24 protein-coding genes are annotated in these 19,706 nt (G+C 56.7%); 14 read left to right on the top strand and 10 right to left on the bottom strand.

Annotated elements, in window-relative coordinates:
* Positions 1–5: 5 nt before the first annotated feature.
* Positions 6–1,586 (bottom strand): TerC family protein, encoded by a 1,581-nt coding sequence (locus G512_RS0112540; protein ID WP_028482026.1) that lies wholly within the window; start codon positions 1,584–1,586, stop codon positions 6–8.
* Positions 1,587–1,941: 355 nt separating this feature from the next.
* On the opposite strand from G512_RS0112540, the gene G512_RS21005 reads away from it, so the two are divergent.
* Entirely contained in the window at positions 1,942–2,994 is a 1,053-nt protein-coding gene (locus G512_RS21005) for a Gfo/Idh/MocA family protein (protein ID WP_051269299.1), read from the top strand.
* A 466-nt stretch (positions 2,995–3,460) separates the two neighbouring features.
* A complete protein-coding gene (locus tag G512_RS0112550; protein ID WP_028482027.1) occupies positions 3,461–3,814 on the top strand; it encodes a VOC family protein in 354 nt (117 codons plus the stop codon).
* Positions 3,815–3,824: 10 nt separating this feature from the next.
* Here G512_RS0112550 and G512_RS0112555 read toward each other — a convergent pair whose 3' ends face one another.
* From G512_RS0112555 to G512_RS21010, 3 genes are all read right to left on the bottom strand, one after another.
* Positions 3,825–5,090, bottom strand: coding sequence for a multidrug effflux MFS transporter (locus tag G512_RS0112555; protein ID WP_028482028.1), 1,266 nt, complete (start codon positions 5,088–5,090; stop codon positions 3,825–3,827).
* A 147-nt stretch (positions 5,091–5,237) separates the two neighbouring features.
* Positions 5,238–6,386, bottom strand: coding sequence for a galactonate dehydratase (gene dgoD / locus G512_RS0112560; protein WP_028482029.1), 1,149 nt, complete (start codon positions 6,384–6,386; stop codon positions 5,238–5,240).
* Between the two features lie 78 nt (positions 6,387–6,464).
* Positions 6,465–7,229: a FadR/GntR family transcriptional regulator gene (locus G512_RS21010; RefSeq protein ID WP_051269302.1), complete on the bottom strand. Its 765-nt coding sequence runs from the start codon at positions 7,227–7,229 to the stop codon at positions 6,465–6,467.
* A 237-nt stretch (positions 7,230–7,466) separates the two neighbouring features.
* Between G512_RS21010 and G512_RS0112570 the strand changes: the two genes are divergently transcribed.
* The 10 genes from G512_RS0112570 (at position 7,467) to G512_RS0112615 (ending at position 14,312) form a co-directional block, all read left to right on the top strand.
* Entirely contained in the window at positions 7,467–7,841 is a 375-nt protein-coding gene (locus tag G512_RS0112570; protein ID WP_028482030.1) for a hypothetical protein, read from the top strand.
* Between the two features lie 240 nt (positions 7,842–8,081).
* Positions 8,082–8,954 (top strand): urease accessory protein UreD, encoded by an 873-nt coding sequence (locus tag G512_RS0112575; RefSeq protein ID WP_051269303.1) that lies wholly within the window; start codon positions 8,082–8,084, stop codon positions 8,952–8,954.
* 9 nt (positions 8,955–8,963) lie between these two features.
* A complete protein-coding gene (locus G512_RS0112580; RefSeq protein ID WP_028482032.1) occupies positions 8,964–9,266 on the top strand; it encodes an urease subunit gamma in 303 nt (100 codons plus the stop codon).
* Between the two features lie 102 nt (positions 9,267–9,368).
* Entirely contained in the window at positions 9,369–9,947 is a 579-nt protein-coding gene (locus tag G512_RS0112585) for a HupE/UreJ family protein (protein ID WP_028482033.1), read from the top strand.
* Positions 9,948–9,956: 9 nt separating this feature from the next.
* On the top strand, positions 9,957–10,262 hold the full coding sequence (locus G512_RS0112590) for an urease subunit beta (RefSeq protein WP_028482034.1): 306 nt from the start codon (positions 9,957–9,959) through the stop codon (positions 10,260–10,262).
* 2 nt (positions 10,263–10,264) lie between these two features.
* Positions 10,265–11,977 carry an urease subunit alpha gene (ureC, locus tag G512_RS0112595; RefSeq protein WP_028482035.1) on the top strand — a complete coding sequence of 571 codons (1,713 nt, stop codon included), beginning with the start codon at positions 10,265–10,267 and terminating at the stop codon, positions 11,975–11,977.
* Complete coding sequence (locus G512_RS0112600; RefSeq protein ID WP_028482036.1) at positions 11,977–12,480, top strand: urease accessory protein UreE; 504 nt, start codon at positions 11,977–11,979, stop codon at positions 12,478–12,480. The genes ureC and G512_RS0112600 overlap by 1 nt, the downstream gene beginning before the upstream one ends.
* Positions 12,473–13,159, top strand: a complete 687-nt coding sequence (locus tag G512_RS0112605) for an urease accessory protein UreF (RefSeq protein ID WP_051269305.1) — start codon at positions 12,473–12,475, stop codon at positions 13,157–13,159. Before G512_RS0112600 ends, G512_RS0112605 begins: the two co-directional genes overlap by 8 nt.
* A complete protein-coding gene (ureG, locus tag G512_RS0112610) occupies positions 13,156–13,791 on the top strand; it encodes an urease accessory protein UreG (RefSeq protein WP_028482038.1) in 636 nt (211 codons plus the stop codon). Before G512_RS0112605 ends, ureG begins: the two co-directional genes overlap by 4 nt.
* Entirely contained in the window at positions 13,791–14,312 is a 522-nt protein-coding gene (locus G512_RS0112615; RefSeq protein ID WP_028482039.1) for a GNAT family N-acetyltransferase, read from the top strand. The genes ureG and G512_RS0112615 overlap by 1 nt, the downstream gene beginning before the upstream one ends.
* A 9-nt stretch (positions 14,313–14,321) precedes the next feature.
* Here the strand turns inward: G512_RS0112615 and G512_RS0112620 are convergent, their stop codons facing one another.
* The 4 genes from G512_RS0112620 to G512_RS0112635 form a co-directional block, all read right to left on the bottom strand.
* A complete protein-coding gene (locus tag G512_RS0112620; RefSeq protein WP_036489741.1) occupies positions 14,322–14,885 on the bottom strand; it encodes a helix-turn-helix domain-containing protein in 564 nt (187 codons plus the stop codon).
* Positions 14,886–14,931: 46 nt separating this feature from the next.
* Positions 14,932–15,225, bottom strand: a complete 294-nt coding sequence (locus tag G512_RS0112625) for an AzlD domain-containing protein (RefSeq protein ID WP_028482041.1) — start codon at positions 15,223–15,225, stop codon at positions 14,932–14,934.
* Positions 15,222–15,914, bottom strand: a complete 693-nt coding sequence (locus G512_RS0112630; protein WP_036489743.1) for an AzlC family ABC transporter permease — start codon at positions 15,912–15,914, stop codon at positions 15,222–15,224. Before G512_RS0112630 ends, G512_RS0112625 begins: the two co-directional genes overlap by 4 nt.
* A 69-nt stretch (positions 15,915–15,983) precedes the next feature.
* Positions 15,984–16,349, bottom strand: coding sequence for a VOC family protein (locus G512_RS0112635; protein ID WP_028482043.1), 366 nt, complete (start codon positions 16,347–16,349; stop codon positions 15,984–15,986).
* Positions 16,350–16,431: 82 nt separating this feature from the next.
* Here G512_RS0112635 and G512_RS0112640 point away from each other — a divergent pair, with 82 nt between their 5' ends.
* Positions 16,432–16,782: an antibiotic biosynthesis monooxygenase family protein gene (locus tag G512_RS0112640; protein ID WP_028482044.1), complete on the top strand. Its 351-nt coding sequence runs from the start codon at positions 16,432–16,434 to the stop codon at positions 16,780–16,782.
* Between the two features lie 9 nt (positions 16,783–16,791).
* Here G512_RS0112640 and G512_RS0112645 read toward each other — a convergent pair whose 3' ends face one another.
* Complete coding sequence (locus G512_RS0112645) at positions 16,792–17,748, bottom strand: D-2-hydroxyacid dehydrogenase (protein WP_028482045.1); 957 nt, start codon at positions 17,746–17,748, stop codon at positions 16,792–16,794.
* A gap of 149 nt (positions 17,749–17,897) precedes the next feature.
* Between G512_RS0112645 and G512_RS0112650 the strand changes: the two genes are divergently transcribed.
* Positions 17,898–18,521: an MliC family protein gene (locus G512_RS0112650; RefSeq protein WP_028482046.1), complete on the top strand. Its 624-nt coding sequence runs from the start codon at positions 17,898–17,900 to the stop codon at positions 18,519–18,521.
* A gap of 44 nt (positions 18,522–18,565) precedes the next feature.
* Here G512_RS0112650 and G512_RS0112655 read toward each other — a convergent pair whose 3' ends face one another.
* Positions 18,566–19,555, bottom strand: coding sequence for a succinylglutamate desuccinylase/aspartoacylase family protein (locus G512_RS0112655; RefSeq protein ID WP_036489747.1), 990 nt, complete (start codon positions 19,553–19,555; stop codon positions 18,566–18,568).
* Positions 19,556–19,706: the final 151 nt, after the last annotated feature.

The raw sequence follows: 19,706 nt of genomic DNA on the forward strand, positions 1-19,706 counted from the left end.
CTTCATCAATGGCTTTCGCCTGCGACAAGCCGTTCGCTCGGCGCGGGACGGATCAAGACCCGATCAATGGCGCGGCCATTCATGGCCATCACCTCAAACTCCAGAGAGCCGGCCGTGACGCGCTGGCCTGCCTCGGGAAGGCGTCCCATCTGCCACAGAATATAGCCGGCAAGCGTCGAATATCGGTCCGCTGCGTCTGAGAGGTCCATATCCAGCAACTGCGATATCTTGCGGATATCGATCCAGCCGCTCACCAGCCATGAGCCATCCTCATTTTGCTCAATGAGCAGATGCTCTTCGTCCTCCTCAGGAAACTCGCCAGCAATCACTTCCAGCACGTCAATGGGGGTCACGATGCCCTCCATTTCCCCGTACTCGTCCACCACCACAGCCATCTGAAGCGGTGAGTTGCGCAACTGTTCCATGACTCTCAAAACGGAAACGCTCTCATGCACAATCAACGGCTGGCGCAAGGAACGCTCGTAGTTGATTTCCCCTTCCTCCAGGAGGTCACGCAGCAAGTCCTTGGCAAGGGCCACCCCAAGGAAGTCATCCAGCTTGCCTCGTGCTATCGGATAGCGGGTGTGCCCTGCCTCCAAAATCTTGTGGCGCAGCTGTTCCTTTGGCAACGTAACGTCCAGCCAGTCCACCTCAATGCGCGGGGTCATGGCGGAGGTGGCAGGGCGTTGGGCCAACGTCAGCACACCTTCGATCATTTCCTTTTCCTCTGAGGAAAACAGGTTGTTTTCGGCGGCTCGCTCTGCAATCAGATCAGCCCCTTCACCAAGCGGGATCTCTTCTCGGCCTCCACCCAGCAATCGCAGTACCGCACTGGCCGTACGTTGACGCAGGTCGCCTTTCGTCACCAGCTTTTCCCGGTTGCGGCGCGCTGTCTGGTTGGCGGCTTCAATCAGAATGGAGAAGCCGATTGCCGCGTACAGATAGCCCTTCGGAATGTGGAAGCCGAACCCTTCAACAATCAACGAAAAGCCGATCATCATCAGGAAACCAAGGCAAAGGATCACAACCGTTGGATGGCGCGATACGAAATTCATCAGCGGCTTGGAGGCCAGCATCATCACGCCAATGGCGATGATCACGGCAATCATCATTACGCTGAGTTCGTCTACCATCCCGACCGCTGTAATCACGCTGTCGAGCGAGAACACGGCATCCAGCACGACGATCTGCACAATCACCTGCCAGAAAACGCCGTTAGCGAGATTGCCTTGCCTTTTTGTAGCCGCGCCTTCCAGACGTTCATGCAGCTCTTTTGTCCCCTTGAACAGCAAGAACAAACCGCCGAAGAGCATGATCAGATCCCGGCCGGAGAAATCCATCCCGAATACGGTAAAAAGCGGCTGCGTGAGCGACACGATCCACGCGATCGACGCAAGCAGGACCAAGCGCATGACCAAGGCCAGTGACAGGCCGACAAGCCGCGCCTTGTCCCGTTGATGTGGAGGGAGTTTATCAGCCAAAATCGCGATAAAGACGAGATTGTCGATACCCAGAACAATCTCAAGAAGAACGAGCGTTGCCAGACCCGCCCATATGGCGGGATCGGACATCCATTCAAATAGCATTACATGCGTTCGGCGCGTTTTGGCGCAACCGCTCCTTTTCTACTGTTGGTCGAGAAGTAAGTATGATTGCCCATTGTGGCAATACAGCCAATGGCCATGGCATTGCCACAGGCATGAAGACGAGACAGGAATGAACCAGTTAACTGCGTGTTTGACGTCCTCAGACCGCGAAACCGTGCCGCTCTTTCGTGCGGTCCAAAAAAGAGCGTTGCGTATATCGGGAAGCATCTCCGATGTTTCAATTCAGGGATTTTCCAGATATCGCTTTGTCCAGCAGCTTCGCTCATTATCATGTTCATATTACAAGCGCTTGGCGCTTGCAGCTCACTCATCATATTTAGCACTGGAGCCAATAATGCCACCTGTTCGCCTTGCTGTCGTCGGTTTGGGCATGGCCGCCCGCCCCCATTTTGCAGCTCTAGCCGAGCTGTCCGGAACGGTTGAGATTGCAGGCCTTTATGCCCGCACACGCGACAAAGCCGAGGCCGCCGCGACTGAACATGGATGCAAGGCGTTCCACAGTGCGGAGGAAATAGCGCAAGATTCTTCCATCGACGCCGTTCTATTGTTAACCCCGCCCAACCAACGACGCGAGCTTGTTCAGCTCTTCGCCGGTGCCGGCAAGCATATTCTCTGCGAAAAGCCGTTGGAGCGCGATTTGGATGCGGCGCGTGAATTGGTTGAGATCTGCGCGGGTGCCGGTGTGACCCTGGCGATGGTTTTCCAGAACCGTTTCAAGGCCGGTGCGCTGCATTTGCGTCAAATCATGCAGGACAATGCCTTGGGCGACATTGCCCTTGTGCGGGCCACTCTGCCGTGGTGGCGGGAGCAAGCCTATTATGACACCCCCGGCCGAGGCACTTATGAGCGAGACGGCGGCGGCGTCCTGATTACTCAGGCCATTCACTTGCTTGACATGATGCTCAGCGTTACAGGCCCTGTGAGCGCGGTTCAGGCCTTGTGCGCGACGACCCGGTTGCACGATCTGGAGGCGGAGGATTTTTGCAGCGCTGCCCTTATCTTTGAAGATGGCGGCTATGGGTCACTGTTTGCCTCTACCGCCACCTATCCCAGCCAACCGGAAACACTGGTCATCGATGGCACCCGGGGCACAGCGACACTTCAGGGCGAGCAACTCACCGTACATTGGCGCGATGGCGTGGAGGAACGTATCGGCGCGGCCACACCCATGGCCGATGGATCGGATCCAATGGACTTTTCCTGCGAATGGCACCGGGAACTGATCCGAGATTTTGCCCATAGCGTTCAAAAGAGAACAAAGCCCATGATCACGGGCGCTGAGGCGCTGGATGTCCACGCCTTGATTACCGCTTTGATGGACAGTTCCAAAACTGGCGAGAAGGTGAAGGTGCCATCAACTGGCTATGTGGGTCGGGGAACATCTTGACCCATCCACGCCCAACTGGAATCCTGAGGTTGGAACGGGTCTTCAACTATATGCATACAAAAAAAGCAGCTTGAAGCTGCTTTGAGTGAGAGGGTCGATGTCAGCTGGGGGCGCTGCTTCTTGTAGTTTCCCTGACCACGTGCTTTATCTTTTAATTCTTTGTGACGATCAGTAGATTTAGACTAGTAACAATTCGAATGTGGCGCAAGAAAAATCTGTAAAACTATGCCTATGCATATTATTCGGTCACTTTATGATCAGGTCGCTTACTTTTCATAAACTCTTTCTCCAGCGTGAAACTCTGAGTTAAGCGCCCGGGAAAACCTTTAGAACAGAACTGACTAAGGGAGCCTTTAGTTTCATTGAGCATATCGTGCCACAAAATAATATATAAAGGCTTATAAACGACATTTTATTCTAAAGTTGAACAGCGTTCGACACCATATCAAACGGGAGGGAATCACTCATGAGCCAAAACAACCGGATCAACTACATCGAATTTCCCGCAAAAGAGCTTGAACCAATCAAGAGCTTCTACACTGATGTGTTTGGCTGGACTTTCACGGACTACGGAGACGCCTATTCGGCGTTTAGTGATGGCGCATTGAACGGCGGATTTTACAAGGCGGACATCGCTTCATCCGCACAAGATGGCGCGGCTTTGGTGGTGTTGTATGCGGATGAGTTGGAAGATGCGATGGCCCGCGTCGAACATCACGGCGGCAAGGTTGTCAAAGACATCTTCGACTTCCCCGGAGGACGCCGCTTTCATTTCCAAGACCCTTCAGGCAATGAGCTGAGTGTCTGGTCCGACAAGTAGTCTACAGCGCTTAAATCGGGTCGGAATGCATCTTTTCGGCACTGATGAAAATAACGAGGGCGGTCGCGCCCAGCATGCCAAAGCCCAAGACGATCGGAAGCAGGCTGCCCTCGTAAAACGAGCCGATGATCATGGCCAGAAACAGCCCCACAAAGGTGGAGATACTGCCTACCATTGTTGCAGCGGTACCGGCCACATGCCCCAGCGGCTCCATTGCCAGTGCATTCAGGTTGCCGAACAACAGAGGCAGAAAGAAAAACGTCGTCGCCAGGTAGATCAGAAACGACCACAACGGGGGCTGGCCGCCCGTCAGCATCACAGGTCCAAGATATAAAAGGGCGCTGGTCATAACCCCGGTCAACGCCACCTTACACAGCAACTGCATGCCAAAACGACGCACGATGCGCCCGTTCACGAACGATGCCGCGCCAAAGATCAGTGCCAGTGAGGAAAAGTACACGGGGAACAAAGCACCAACACCATAGATCCCATCAAAAATCGGCTGCGCCGTCGACAAATAAGTCATGAAGCTGGCGAAAACAAAACCGGCCCCCACCGTATACAGCATGGCCGCGCGGCATTTGATGATTTCTCGAGCCGCATAGGACAGAGACGCCAGCGAGACCGGACGCCGGTGTTCCGGATGCAATGTCTCGGGTTGGCGCACCGCCAGCCACAAGGTGGCTACCGTCGCCTGCACCAGCATGGCATAAAAAATCGTGGGCCAATGCGCCAGCATCAGGGTCAGCTGACCCATGAGCGGCGCGATCGCGGGCACCGCAATGAACACAGACATGACAAAGGAAGTGATGCGCGCCATTTCCCGCCCTGAATACTGATCGCGGATCAAGGCAATGATGACGACCTTTGGCGCCGCTGCGCCCACGCCTTGCAAGAACCGCCCCACCAGCATCACCGGCAAGCTGGTTGCCTGCGAAGCCAACACGGCTCCGGCCACAAACACGCCCATTCCGATGTAAATCGCCGTCTTCCGGCCAATGCTGTCAGACACAGGGCCGAACACCAACTGTCCAATGGACATGCCCAGAAACACAAAGGTCACGAGAAACTGCAGATGGTTCATGTCCGCCACGCCGAGATCCGACTTGATCTGCGGAAAAGCAGGCAGCACCGCATCTACGGCCAACGCCACCAGAGAGGTCAGAAGGGCCATCAAACCCACAAATTCGGCAATACCGAGCGGCTTACGGTCGGAGGTAACGGCTGGATACATGAGCGACTTCAGATCGAGAATAGATAAAAAGTAAGGAAGCATTACTTAGCCGCTTCCTAAGGGGCAGATCAAGCGCTCGTTTTCGCATTCGTCAATTTGGTAAAAAGAAGCGCGGGGCGTTGCATTTTCGCCCCGCACGAGCTTTTCGTCAGGCAGATGCGGCCATAGGGCCAATGCACCTACTCGCCCTCACCATTCGGCAATGGACCCGTCTTCATGACGCCAGATCGGGTTTTTCCAATTGCTGGCGTGCTTTGACCGATCTTCCACAAAGGCTTCGTTGATCTCGACACCGAGCCCCGGCTTGTCGAGAAGCGGCAGGTAGCCATCCACGATCTGAAGCGGAGAGGGATCGAGCAGATAGTCCAGTACATCATTGTCTTTATTGTAATGGATGCCCATGCTTTGCTCTTGGATGAACGCGTTGTGGGAGACAAAGTCCACTGCGAGCGAGGCAGCCAGCGAGATCGGCCCCAGCGGACAATGGGGCGCGATCGCCACGTCATAGGCTTCTGCCATGGTCGCAATCTTGCGCCCTTCCGTGATCCCGCCACAATGGGACAGGTCCGGTTGGAGAATATCGACATAGCCGCGCTCAAGAACCTCGCGGAAATCATAGCGGGAGAACATGCGCTCCCCAGTTGCGATAGGATAGCAGACGTTCCCTGCGATCTCCGGCAACGAACGCAGATGCTCCGCCACAACCGGCTCTTCCACGAACATGGGCCGGAACGGCTCCAGTTCCTTGAGCAGGATCTTGGCCATGGGCTTGTGCACGCGCCCATGAAAATCAACGCCAATACCGACGCCCATCCCGACAGCATCACGCGCTTCGGCTATACGAGCCACAGCGGCATCTATCTTTTCATAGCTGTCGATGATCGCCAGTTCCGGTGTGCCGTTCATCTTGAACGCGGTAAAGCCTCTGTCGACCACTTCCTTGGCTTGCCGGCCGATATTGTGCGGACGATCGCCGCCAATCCAGCAATACATCCGCATCTTGTCACGCACTGCCCCGCCAAGCAGTTCATGGACCGGCACGCCAAGCGCCTTTCCCTTGATATCCCAAAGGGCCTGATCAATTCCCGCCAGGGCGCTCATCAGAATTGGACCGCCCCGGTAAAATCCGCCGCGATACAACATTTGCCAGATATCTTCGATCCGACGCGGATCCTTGCCGATGATGTAGTCCGAAAGCTCGTGCACAGCCGCTTCTACCGTTGCGGCCCGTCCTTCCAGCACCGGCTCACCCCAGCCATGCACCCCTTCGTCCGTTTCGATTTTCACAAAGCACCAGCGCGGCGGCACGCGCCAGGTTTTCAGGCCTGTAATTTTCATGGGTCGCTCTCCATGGTTCTGGGTCAACGTGGTTTGTGATGCCGGGCCGGTCTGAGCCCTGATTGTTTTGGTGGAGCCTCAAAGCACTGCGCGGTGCTTCATTGCGCCGATTGTTGGAACGGTCGCCATATCGCCAAGATCTTCCGCACTACGGCGCAGAATATCGCAAGAGGCCTGAAAAGCCGCTGCTGCATCCCGCAGGCGTACTGCTTCCAAGAATACACGGTGGAGCTCGATGCTCCCCACAATGTCGCTTTCCGCGCGGGTTGTTGTTTGGCGAATGCTGCTGAAGAACGCCGCGCGCAACGTTTTGGAGAACTGCTGCCAGATCAGGCTTTGCGAGGCGTGATAAAGGGCCACGTGCAGGTCAATATCCCACTCGCCGAAGTGCCGCCCTTTATGCATCATACTGCCATTCTCATGGGCTCGGAGCATTCCTTCCCACGCGGTTTCAATGCGGGCAAGGTCCGCTGCCCGTGCCTTCAACGCGGCTTCCGCACACACATATGGTTCTGTCGTGGCCCGGAACCGGTAAAGCTCACGTGCAAACGGCAAATCAGAACTGCTGTATTCGGCCACCCAGTTTGCCACGGTGGACGACAGGATCATCCACTCTTCATAGGGCTGCACGTGGGTGCCGTGACCGGACGTGCGGCTGATGATTCCAAATGAAACCAATTCGCCCAAACAACTGCGGATTGTGGACCGGCTCACACCATGATGCTCACACAACTCCACTTCCTTGGGCAACACCTCTCCCGGCTTCAACTCTCCAGAAAACAAAGTATGCGCAAGGCTCTCCAGCACCTGCGACTTTCGATCAGAAGACCCTTTGTCTGCCATAACCGACTCCCTTATATATGACATACAATATTGTATGTCTGACATATACGCAAGCGCTCAAATCATTTGGTTTATCGACCAACCCTGCGATCCCTCGGAAATCGTCGAGGTCCCCACTGAGAACATAGGTAGCGAAAGACGACCTGAGCTCGGCCTCGAACCCGGCGTTTCCTCGGGTTTCTTTCCTCAGTAGAGAATCGTAGCGTGGCGCGACGCTAACGACCGTTGAGGTGCCCGGTGATCCTCCCGATTAAACTGCTTGTTGCCTGCTGTATTCCTCTGGCCTTTGCCGGTTGCATGAGCGCAGAAGAGCGCCTGCCAAAAGCCTTCAGCACAACGGTTGCCATACCTCCCGGCGGTTATCTTCTGACGGTTGCAACCACACCGATCGGCGCCAAGTGCCACATCGCTGGTCGCGCCAGCACGCTGTTGATTGATCCCACGCCGGGGTACATGGTCATCCCGCCGGGGTACGAAAGAAGCGATCTCGTTTGCAAGGCGCCGGGCTACACCACCTTTCGCAGTGAATGGATTTCAGAACCCTATCCGGCGACCAACCGAATTTTGATTGAGGTCCTGTTACAGCCAAATCAGCTTCCCGGCCCTACATGATTACTTTTTGATCATCGATTAATTAATGCGCAAACCGACCCAGCCCTGCAAGGCCCCTCGCCTTCTTCTCCTGACGTCCCAACGCAACATTCCTCAATATAGTCAGCACCTTATGGACATTGAGCCAGCTCCCTTGAAACTGGCACACGAATTGCTGAAAGAGGATGACCGAAACGCGGTGTGAGGTGGGAGTGACGCTGCGTCGATCCTCGACACACGCCAACAAACAGACGGTGGCCCATGACCCAACCCAGCCTCGCACCCCGCGTAGATGAAACACCCGCTGCCCTCCAGCGCACGATTGGTGTCGGCCGCGTGGCGTTCAAGCCCGCCCCTTCCGATAGGCCAGAGACGCGCGCGACCCGTTTGGAAACTCTATATCAGGAAGGCGCTGCAAAGGTGCGCCTGCCCAAAGTCTATAGCGACATGGCCGAGGCTGTGCTGATCAACACCAGCGGCGGCCTCACGGGCGGGGATGTTCTGGACTGGTCCGTTGAGGCGGGAGTGAATACCCGCTCCGTTCTGACAACTCAAGCCTGCGAGAAAATCTACCGGGCCAACGAAGGCACTGCCAACGTCACCTCGTTCCTGTCTCTGGACAAGGGCGCGGAACTGCACTGGCTGCCTCAGGAAACCATCTTGTTTGACCGCTCCTCCCTATCGCGTCAGTTGCACGTGCACATGGCGCAGGATGCTCGCTTTCTCGCGGTCGAGGCGGTCATTCTGGGCCGCGATGCCATGGGTGAGCAGGTGACCGAAGCCCATTTCAGCGACCGCTGGCGCATTCACCGTGGCGGCAAGCTTGTTCATGCCGATGATCTTTTGCTCTCCGGCAAGGTCAGTGAAATCGCAGCAGGCAGCAGCACTCTGGCCAGCCAGCGGGCATTTGCCTCCGTTGTTTATGTGGGGCCGGAAGATCAAGAAGTGCTCGAGACGTGGTGCGCCAAGCTGCGTCCGAAAGCGCCGGACATGTCGTTCGGCGTGAGCGCTTTCAATGGAAAGATCACCGCCCGTCTCACAGCGATAGATGGCTTTGCGCTACGTCAGAAACTGATCCCGTTTCTGCAGGGTCTGCGCCCTGACCAACCATTGCCCAAGCTTTGGAGTTTGTAAGGAGATCCAATGAACCTCACCCCTCGGGAAAAGGACAAACTGCTTGTGGCCATGGCCGCCATGGTGGCCCGCGCTCGCCTTGAGCGCGGGGTCAAGCTCAACCATCCGGAGGCTGTTGCCATCATCACCGACTTTGTCGTTGAAGGGGCTCGTGATGGCCGTTCCGTGGCAGATCTCATGGAGGCCGGGGCCCACATCATCAAGCGAGAGCAGGTCATGGAAGGCATCCCGGAGATGATCCATGACATTCAGGTGGAAGCTACCTTTCCGGACGGGGTGAAGCTGGTCACCGTTCATGAACCCATTCGTTAGGGTTTGGAATCACGAACTATTTTCCAGAAGGCAATGACAGAGGAAGGGCCTTTTTGACGCCATAACCATATCAACCGGCGCAGGCCCTCAAGAGGGGAACTGATGAAAAAGCTGATGATACTCGCCACAACCATGGTCCTGGCAGGGGCAGTCCCGGCGCTGGCCCACACCGGACACGCTGAGACCTCCGGGTTTCTATCGGGGTTGATGCATCCCATTGGCGGTCTGGATCATATCCTCGCCATGGTCGCAGTGGGGGTTTGGGCAGCTCTCATAGGCGGGAAACGCAGTTATCTCTGGCCGATCTCGTTTGTTGGCGCAATGATTGTCGGTTTTGCGCTCTCCGCCGTCGGCCTGTCTGTTCCCTTGATTGAACCAGGCATTCTTGCGTCTGTTGTGGTTCTTGGGCTCCTTGTCGCAGCCGCAGCCCCGGTTGCAAGCAGCATCGGCTGCGCCATCATCGCGCTTTTTGCCGTTTTTCATGGCGCAGCCCATGGGCTTGAAGCGCCGGGCGGAAGCCTGATGGGATACGCGGTCGGCTTTGCCCTTGCCACGGCAGGCCTTCACATGGTTGGTCTTGGGTTTGGCACAATCGCCACCTCCTCCGCAGGCCGCTGGATATTGCGTTTTGCAGGCGGCGCCTCAGCAGCTGGCGGTCTTGCCCTTGCTTTTGCGGCGTGAGGAAGGCTCATGATCCCCGGAGAAGTTATTGTCGCTCGTGGCGACATCACCCTCAACGAGGGCGTAGACAGCATCACGCTCAAGGTGGCCAACACTGGCGACCGTCCGGTTCAGGTGGGCAGCCATTATCACTTTGCCGAGGTAAATGCCGCCCTCACCTTTGACCGAGAGGCCGCACATGGAAAGCGCCTCGACATTGCCCCCGGCACCGCCGTGCGCTTTGAGCCTGGGCAGACCCGCGAAGTGCACTTGATCTCCATTGGGGGCACGCAGACCATTCAGGGCTTCCAGATCAAACCAAGCGGAGGGGCGTGACCATGGCAACTTCCATTTCTCGCGCCGCCTACGCGGACATGTTCGGCCCCACCGTGGGTGACAAGGTCCGCCTTGCTGATACGGAGCTCTTCATCGAGGTGGAGAAGGATTTCACCACTTACGGTGAGGAGGTGAAGTTCGGCGGCGGCAAGGTCATCCGCGATGGCATGGGCCAGAGCCAGCTGTCCCGCGCCGAAGGAGCCGTCGATACGGTCATCACCAACGCCTTGGTGGTCGATCATTCCGGCATCTACAAAGCCGACATCGGCCTCAAAGACGGCCGCATTGCCGCCATTGGCAAGGCAGGCAATCCGGACATGCAGAGCGGCGTCGACATCATCATTGGTCCGGGAACGGAGGCCATTGCCGGAGAAGGAAAGATCCTTACAGCCGGTGGCATGGACGCCCACATTCACTACATCTGCCCCCAGCAGATCGAGGAGGCCCTAACCTCTGGCGTCACCACCATGCTTGGCGGCGGCACGGGTCCGGCCCATGGCACCCTGGCAACCACCTGCACGCCCGGTCCGTGGCACATCGCCCGGATGATTGAGGCGGCAGACGCCTTTCCCATGAACCTTGCGTTTGCGGGCAAGGGCAACGCTTCCCACCCCAAGGCGCTGGAGGAAATGGTGCTTGGCGGGGCCTGCGCGCTAAAGCTTCATGAGGATTGGGGAACCACCCCGTCGGCCATCGATACCTGCCTCAGCGTGGCAGACAGCTACGACGTTCAGGTGATGATCCATACGGACACGCTGAATGAAAGCGGCTTCGTGGAGAACACCATCGATGCCCTGAAGGGCCGCACCATACATGCCTTCCACACGGAAGGTGCAGGCGGGGGCCATGCGCCGGACATCATCAAGGTTTGCGGCCTTTCAAACGTCCTGCCGTCCTCCACCAACCCGACCCGTCCTTACACCCGCAACACCATTGCCGAGCATCTGGACATGCTCATGGTCTGCCACCATCTGGACGCCAACATTCCCGAGGACGTGGCCTTTGCTGAAAGCCGCATCCGCAAGGAAACCATCGCCGCAGAGGACATTCTGCACGACATGGGCGCGTTCTCCATCATCGCCTCGGACAGTCAGGCCATGGGCCGCGTGGGCGAAGTGCTGATCCGCACCTGGCAGACCGCCGACAAGATGAAGCGCCAGCGCGGCGCTCTTCCGGCAGAAACCGGCGACAACGACAACGTTCGCGTCAAGCGTTACATCGCCAAGTACACCATCAACCCCGCCATCGCCCACGGGCTGTCACGGGAGATCGGTTCCATCGAAGTGGGCAAACGCGCTGACCTGGTGCTCTGGACACCGGCCTTCTTCGGCGTAAAGCCAGACATGGTACTTACTGGCGGCACCATAGCCATGGCCATGATGGGCGACCCCAATGCCTCCATTCCAACACCGCAGCCCGTGCACTACCGGCCCATGTTCGGGGCCTATGGCAAGAGCCTGACAAATTCCTCTGTCACCTTTGTCAGCAAGGCGGCTCTGGATGCGGGCCTCCCGGAAAAACTGGGCACCGCCAAACAGATGCTCGCGGTCGACAACACCCGGTCGGGCATTTCAAAAGCCTCCATGATCCACAACAGCGCCACGCCGCACGTGGAGGTAGACCCCGAAACCTATGAGGTTCGCGCAAACGGTGAGCTTCTCACCTGCGAACCGGCAGAAGTGGTTCCCATGGCGCAAAGGTATTTCTTCTTCTGATGTTTACTGCACATACATACAAACGCGCCGGAGAGTATTCTGGCGAAATTCTGGGCACCGTCACGCTCTCCCATGACGAACGCCATCTGCGCCGCAAGGTCCTCACCACCGATACAGAGGTGAAAGTCCTGTTCGAAGTAGCTGATGCCGTCTCGTTTGATGAGGGCGACGCCATTGAAACAGAAGGCGGCACATTCGTCGTGATAAAGGCCGCTGTGGAGCCGCTTTACGAAGTCAAAGCCCGCGACGCCCTGCATCATGCCCAGCTGTGCTGGCATCTGGGGAACCGGCACCTGCCCTCGCAGATCGAGCTCTACCGCATCGTGATCCTCAAGGATCACGTCATCAAGGAAATGCTCGAAGGCCTCGGCGCGACCATCACCGAAATTGAAGGGGCGTTCTCACCGGTCCGCGGCGCTTATCACAAGTCCAACCGCAGCAGCTTTCATTCACACAGTCACGGCCACAGTCACCATCATTCGCATGACCACAGCCATGACTGATCCAGATGGCCGAAGGGCGCTTTTGCGGCTGCTCACATGGCTGTCGCCTGCGATTCCGATTGGCGCATTCTCCTACAGTCACGGCGTGGAAACTGCCATAAATGCGGGGGTTATTCAAAGCGCAGAAACGGCCAAGGAGTGGCTGCAAGGCGTGCTCAACCATGGTTCGGGCTGGAACGATCTGCTGGTTTTGGGACAAAGCCATGCAGCTGCCACAGAAAACGACAGCGCCCGGCTGGCAGAGGTGAACAGCCTTTGCCTTGCCATGGCACCCAGTGCGGAACGCTATTTGGAAACACAGCGGCAGGGCACAGCATTTCTCACCTACGCACAGCCGTGGATCGGGCAGTCAGACCCCATGGCAGCAGCGGTTGGAAAGAATGCCGCACTGCCAGTGGCGGTTGGGCTTGCAGCAGCGCGAACGCACATCCCCCTTGAGGAGTTGAAACTTGGCTACCTGCAGAGCTTCACCAGCAATCTGGTCTCGGTGTGCCTGCGCCTTGTGCCCCTTGGCCAATCGGAGGGCGTGCAATTGCTCGCCGATCTGGAACAAACCTTCGTCAACCTCACAGAGCGTTCACAGGGGGCCACTTTGGATGCTCTTGGGAGCGCTGCCATCCTGTCAGACATCGCCAGCATGGCGCATGAAACCGAACCTACAAGGATTTTTCGATCATGAGCGGATCATACGGACCTTTGCGCGTCGGCATTGGAGGGCCTGTTGGTTCAGGCAAAACCACGATGACGGAAAAGCTTTGCCTCGCCTTTCGCGATCAGTTTTCCATCGCTGTTGTGACCAACGACATCTACACCCGCGAAGACGCCACAGCGTTGGTGCGTGCGCAGGCCCTGCCTGAAGACCGGGTGCTGGGGGTAGAGACCGGCGGCTGCCCGCACACCGCCATTCGCGAAGACGCCACCATCAATCTGCAGGCCATTGATCAACTCATAGAGCGGCACCCCGATCTGGACATGGTCTTCATAGAAAGTGGCGGCGACAACCTGGCAGCCACCTTCTCCCCTGATCTTGCAGACATCACCCTCTATGTGATCTCCGTGGCGCAGGGCGAGGAGATCCCGCGCAAAGGGGGCCCCGGCATCGTGCGCTCCGACATGCTCATCATCAACAAAAAGGACCTTGCACCTTATGTGGCAGTCGACCTTGGCGTCATGGAGCGGGATGCAAAGAAAGTGCGTGCCAGCAAGCCGTTTTGCTTCACCGACCTGAAGCGCGGGGATGGGGTCGACGAGGTCGTGACCTTCCTCAAGGAAGTCGGCGGTCTGGTTGCAGTGACAGGAACCAACGATTGATGCTGAACCTCAAGAAACTTGGCAGCGCAGATTTGCCGCTGGCATTGGAACCGCTCACTCAAACACTCCACGCAGCGGTTCACGCCGGTGCCAGCATCAGCTTCATCCTGCCGTTTACACCAGAAGCCGCCCGTCGCTTCTGGCAAGAAAAGGTCTTTCCCGGCGTTGAGGCGAACCGCTGTTTGTTGCTCTGCGCCTATTGGGAGGAAGAGCTTGCAGGCACCGTTCAGCTTGACATCGACATGCCGCCCAATCAGGCCCACAGGGCAGAAGTGGCCAAACTGGTCGTGCATCCTTCCCACCGCCGCAAGGGTATTGCGTGCGGGCTCATGATCGCACTGGAAGAAGAAGCCCGCGCCCAAGGCAAGACCTTGATCACGCTGGACACCCGCACCGGGGATAGCGCCGAGCCGCTCTATGCATCCCTCGGCTATGAAACGGCAGGCAGCATCCCAAACTTCGCCAAGGCCCCGGACAGCGACCGCCTCGACGCAACAACGTTCATGTACAAGATCATCTAGACACGAGCTTCAACCACTCTCCATGACCAGCATGATGCGGGCATGAGGGCTTAGGGCCTCATAAAGGTGCGGCTCATCTCCGGGAAACGCGTAGTAATCGCCTTGCTGCAGCACCTCTTCAGCGCCTTTTGGTCCGGCCCGCACCTCCCCTTCCATGACGATCAGGTGCTCCAGCGTTCCGCGTGGATGGGCCTTGTTGCATTGAGGCTTGCCAGCAGAAAGCGCCACCTGATAAATGTCGTGGCGTGTCTGCGGTGTGCAAGAAGCCAGAAGCACGGCTTGAAACGCCGAGCTTTCCGCGTCAATGCGCTTGCCCTCTCCGGCACGGATCAAAGTCGTTCGTGCCGGTGGCGCTTCAAACAAGAAGCTGAACGGAATGCCAAGAGCCGTTGCAATGGCCCACAAAGTCTCGACACTCGGGTTCCCACCGCCGGCTTCCAACTGCGACAGCGTTGATTTTGACAGGCCTGCTTTGGCAGCAAGCGCAGAAAGGGACAGGCCAGCCTTGGTCCGCTCGCGGGTAATCGCAGCGGCAATGGCCGCCGTCATGGCCTTTTTCGCGCTTTCGCTCATGTCCATTCTTCCAATCCCTAATAAAAGCGTTTGTTTGCAGCGGCCGTCAGGCGTAAGTGCGAAGCGCCCAAATCGCCACGATGCCAATGGCCATGGTTGCGGGCAAACTGCGCGTAAGAAGCGCCACAATAACTGCAATTCCACCGGCGATCAGCTCAGCGCTCTCGCCTTTCACAGTAAACAGCGCCACCAGCGCCACAATCAGACACCCGGGCAGCGCAGAGAGAAACCGGGCCCAAAAGCCTGTCTGAGGCAACCGCTGCCCCAGTGCCCAGCCACAGAAGCGAATGAGAAACGTCAGCCCAGCAAGCCCGACGATGACCAGCCATGTCTCGCTCATCTGCGCACTCCCGCAACTGTTGTTCCTGCCAGCGCTGCGATGATCAACACCCACGTTTCGCTCAAGGCACCGGAATAAAGCCCAAGCACAACAACGGACACCACGCATAGCCATGGCAAGAGATCCTTCGGCCCGCGCCAGAGCGAGCGGGCAATCGCGATGAACGCCGCTGTGAAGGCAAAGTCGAGGCCCAACGCTTTGGGGGATGGAATGGACGTTGCCACAACGACGCCAGCCACGGTGGAAACCAACCAGATCAACAGCAGTGCCAATCCGCCGCCAACCAGATACCAATAGCCCGAGGCACCACCCCGCTTTTGCCGCGCCAACATCATGGCCCAGTTCTCATCGGTGGTCAGATGCAGCCCAAGCACCAGTTGCCACAGCGGCCTTTGAGAAAAAACGTTGCTGACAGAAGCTGTAATCAGCAGCAACCGAAGGTTCAGCGCAAGACCTGCAATGATTGCGGCCGCCGCCCCGGCACCGGCCATCAGACGTTCCACCGCCACAATCTGCGCCGATCCCGCAAACACGAATGTGCCCATGAAGCCAACTTCAAGGCTCGACAGCCCCGCTTGAGCGGCCAGTAGACCGAACGCCAAACCGTAAAAGCCAACGCCGACAGCAAGAGGTGTTATCTCGATAAACCCCTTCCGTGCCTCGCTGAAATCCAATTTTTCCAAAACCATAGGGGCACTCCACTCAACAAATCGTTCGATAATGTGCACATACGTTCGTTTTAATGTCAATATTGTTCGCTATGTCGTACGCGACATCAACTCAATACGATTGCCCCAAGGATCCGCAGTAAAGAAACGATCATAGCCATTCAGGTGCGCATCATGCTGCACCGGGTATCCACCGGCTGCCAACGCTTTCTTCGAAGAGCTGAGATCATCGCATAGAAATGCCGGGTGCGCTTTCAAGGCGGGCTGGAACCTCTCATCCGCGCCCAGATGTAGGTTCACTGTTCCTGCACGAAGCCAAAGGCCACCTCGTTCCTTCAGGACAAGCGGCTTGTCGACTTCTTCAAAGCCCAGAAGGTCAATGTAGAACTTGCGGGCGGCGTCCTCCTGATTTTCGGGGATCGCAATCTGCACGTGGTCCAGCACCAATATTGCCATATACTTGCCCTCCAAGCTGGCTAACTTGAATATTGAATACACTAGTATACAAAATAGCCGCAAAATGTAGGGAGGGACAGCCATGATCGCCGTCATTTTTGAGGTGGAGCCAGACGTCGGCCAACAAACAGCCTATCTGGAAATTGCCAAGCTCCTAAGGGAAGAGCTCGAACGGGTTGACGGCTTCCTGTCGGTGGAGCGGTTTCAGAGCCTTGCAGATGAAAACAAGATCCTGTCTCTGTCATTCTTTCGAGACGAAACAGCGGTCAAAGAATGGCGCAACAAAACCGCCCATCGCATATCTCAGGCCCGCGGCCGCAATGGTATCTTCAAGACCTACCGCATTCGCGTGGCACATGTCCTGCGTGACTACAGCATGACCAATCGTGCTCAGGCTCCTGACGACAGCCTGCACTACCACGATCATATGTAGCAGTCATACTCAAGTGATGACATTGGCCGGGTGCCCACGCTTGTAGTTCTCGATGTGCCCGATCAGTTGGTCCCACAGGGTCTGCATGGCTTCCTCAGAGGCCCACGCCACATGGGGCGTGATGATCACGTTGGGGCGCTCAGCAATTTTCATGAGCGGATTGTCATCCGCAGGAGGCTCGCTGGTGAGCACGTCAAAACCGGCGCCAGCAATCAATCCGCGATCCAACGCAGTCACTAGCGCCGCCTCATCGACCAGTCCCCCCCGCGCCGTATTGATCAATAGCGGCCGCTGCGCCATCTGCTCGAACTCAGCCAAGGAGATCAAACCTTCCGTCTCCGGGGTCAAAGGACAATGCAGGCTCAATACATCACTCGTGGCCAAGACCTCTTCAAAGGGCAGATAGCCCGGCTTTGAAACTTGTCCCCCTTTCCGCCCGGCGTAGATAACTTCCATTCCAAGGGCCCTGCCGATGGCACCTGTCGCCTCCCCGAGCGAACCGCCGCCAATGAGACCCAGCCGAGAGCCAGACAGATCTTTGATGGGATGAGTGAAAAAACAGAACTGTCCGGATTTTTGCCAGACCCCATCGATGACATCCTGCCGGTAGCCGACCAGATTGCGCCGCAGGGCAAACATCAACGCAAAAACGTGCTCAGGAACCGTCTTTTGTGCATACGAACGCACATTTGACGCAACCACGCCATGAGCCCAGCACGCCGCTACATCGAGAATGTTATAGCCGGTTGCAGCCACGGCTATCATCTTGAGATCAGGAAGTTTTTCGAGATGATCTGCGCGGATGGGCACCTTGTTGGTGATGGCAATCTCCGCTCCTTGCAGGCGTTCTACCACCTCATCGCCCTGCGTTCGTTCATGCTCGACCCATTCATGTGAAAAGGAAGGGGGCGTAAGTTTCACGCTCGGTCCAATTGTTCCCCTGTCCAGAAACACGATCCTTGTCATTGTCGTCCCCTCCCCTTTTTCGATTTCTGCAACTTTAGCTCGTCGCCATGGAAATGCCACGGGCTGGATTTATCCAGAAAGAGAACGGGTTAAGTCAAGCCTATCCACTAGCGCCAATCAACATCAGCCCCACTCGAGGAGACCTCGGCATGAACGCGCCCCATACTTTTCTCGCCGCTATTCCCTTTTGTGTTCTCGCCGTAACGGGAACAAGCGCCGCAACAACACCAACGTTTGATTGTGCGAAGGCCAGTGGCAGCGTGGAGGAGATGATCTGTGCGGATGAAAATCTCGCAGGGCTGGACCGCAAACTTGACGAAGTCTGGCAACAAGTGAGCAAGAAAGAGGAAGCGCGGGCGGAAAACGGGGACACGCCTCGCGTCGAACAATGGAAGGCAGTACAGCGGGGCTGGATAAAGGGGCGGAACGAATGCTGGAAGGCCCCTGATGTAAACGCTTGCGTGACAGAGGCATATGAAAAGCGAATTTCCGAGCTGGAAGTGCTGTACGATATTGCTCCCTTGGTGAATGCGGTGGTCTACGCGTGTGATGGCGAAGCACCCCGCCGCATTTCTGCTAGCTTTTACAACGCATTAAAGCCCGGCGTTCTATTGGAACGCGGCGATGAGACACTGGTTGGCCTGCAAGCCATTTCCGCTTCCGGAGCCCGCTACGTCGCCAATTTTGGCGTGGAATTCTGGACCAAAGGCGATACGGCCTTTGTTACCTGGCCACAAGGAACCGAATTCTCTTGCCATGTGACTGATGAATAACAATGGGTTGGGCCGGAGTTACCGGCCCGCATCATGGGGATTGATTATTTCAAGAGACGAACAAGCAACGCGCCGGGCGCACGGAGCGGGTCCGTCGCAATGGAGGCTACGCGACCAGCGTATGGAGCCACATAGGTCTCTTGAACATCTCCAAAGGGATTGACTTGCTCTGCCAGCACCTGACCTTCATCAACCCATTGATTTAGTTCCACTTTTATTCTGCTTATCCCACCAATACGCGCTCTGATGGACGTAAGCTGATCCCCGCAGTAGGGGGTTGTGCCCAACATGTCGGCGGTGCCTTCGATCATCTGCTGATCGATCATGATGTTCCTGATGGCCTGCGCACCGCGGCGTGTCATGTCCCTATCAAAAATCCGAGGCGCGCCAACTTCCAAGGTCAAAGCGGGAATACCTGCCTTCAGCATTTCGGTTTCAACCGTCCCGTCTTCACCGGGATCATTGGCTATCAGGTCCGCTGGTACCAACTTAACTAAATGATCTACAACACGATTTCTTCGATCGGCAAAAACGAAGAACGGATAAGCTGTACCCGTGGACTGGGTGTGTAGATCCAAAAACAGATGGGCATTTCCGGCATACAAATGGTTCCACAAAACCGCAGCAAACCGACCAGCCGCGTCACTTGCCGTTTCATCACCCGGCATGACCCGGTTCAAATCTGTTTGCGAAAATCCATCGGTCAGGAACGAGAAGTATCGTGAGCCCTGCCCCAAGCCGGATGGATTTGCTCCGGGCACCAAGGTGAGGACGCCGGATAGCTGCTCGGGGCTCAGTCCTTCGGAAATACTATGTATGATATCAATGCCTTGGACTTCGTCTCCATGCAAAGACGACTGAACAAACAGCTTGGGGCCAGGCTTTGATCCCTTGATTACAATAAGGGGCAGAAGATGGTCGACCCCAAATGCAGAGGCGCCGGCGCGGAAATAGAACCGATGAATACCGGCCTCCAGCTTCTCTGCGTCATAGTGATCAATCACTGGCACACCCTGCATTCTGTCCATGACCATCAAACACTGCCCCCTATCCTGAAACATGAAAGCCAAGCGGCCCGCTCTTCATTGCCACACGTTTAACAAGAACGTTTCTTTGGCTGTCGAATAAAAACAACACCGGCGAGATTTAGCGATCGACAAAAATTAATCAACTGTAACGTTCATC

The sequence above is a fragment of the Pseudovibrio exalbescens DSM 16456 genome (assembly GCF_000422785.1).
GTDB classification, from domain to species: domain Bacteria; phylum Pseudomonadota; class Alphaproteobacteria; order Rhizobiales; family Stappiaceae; genus Pseudovibrio; species Pseudovibrio exalbescens.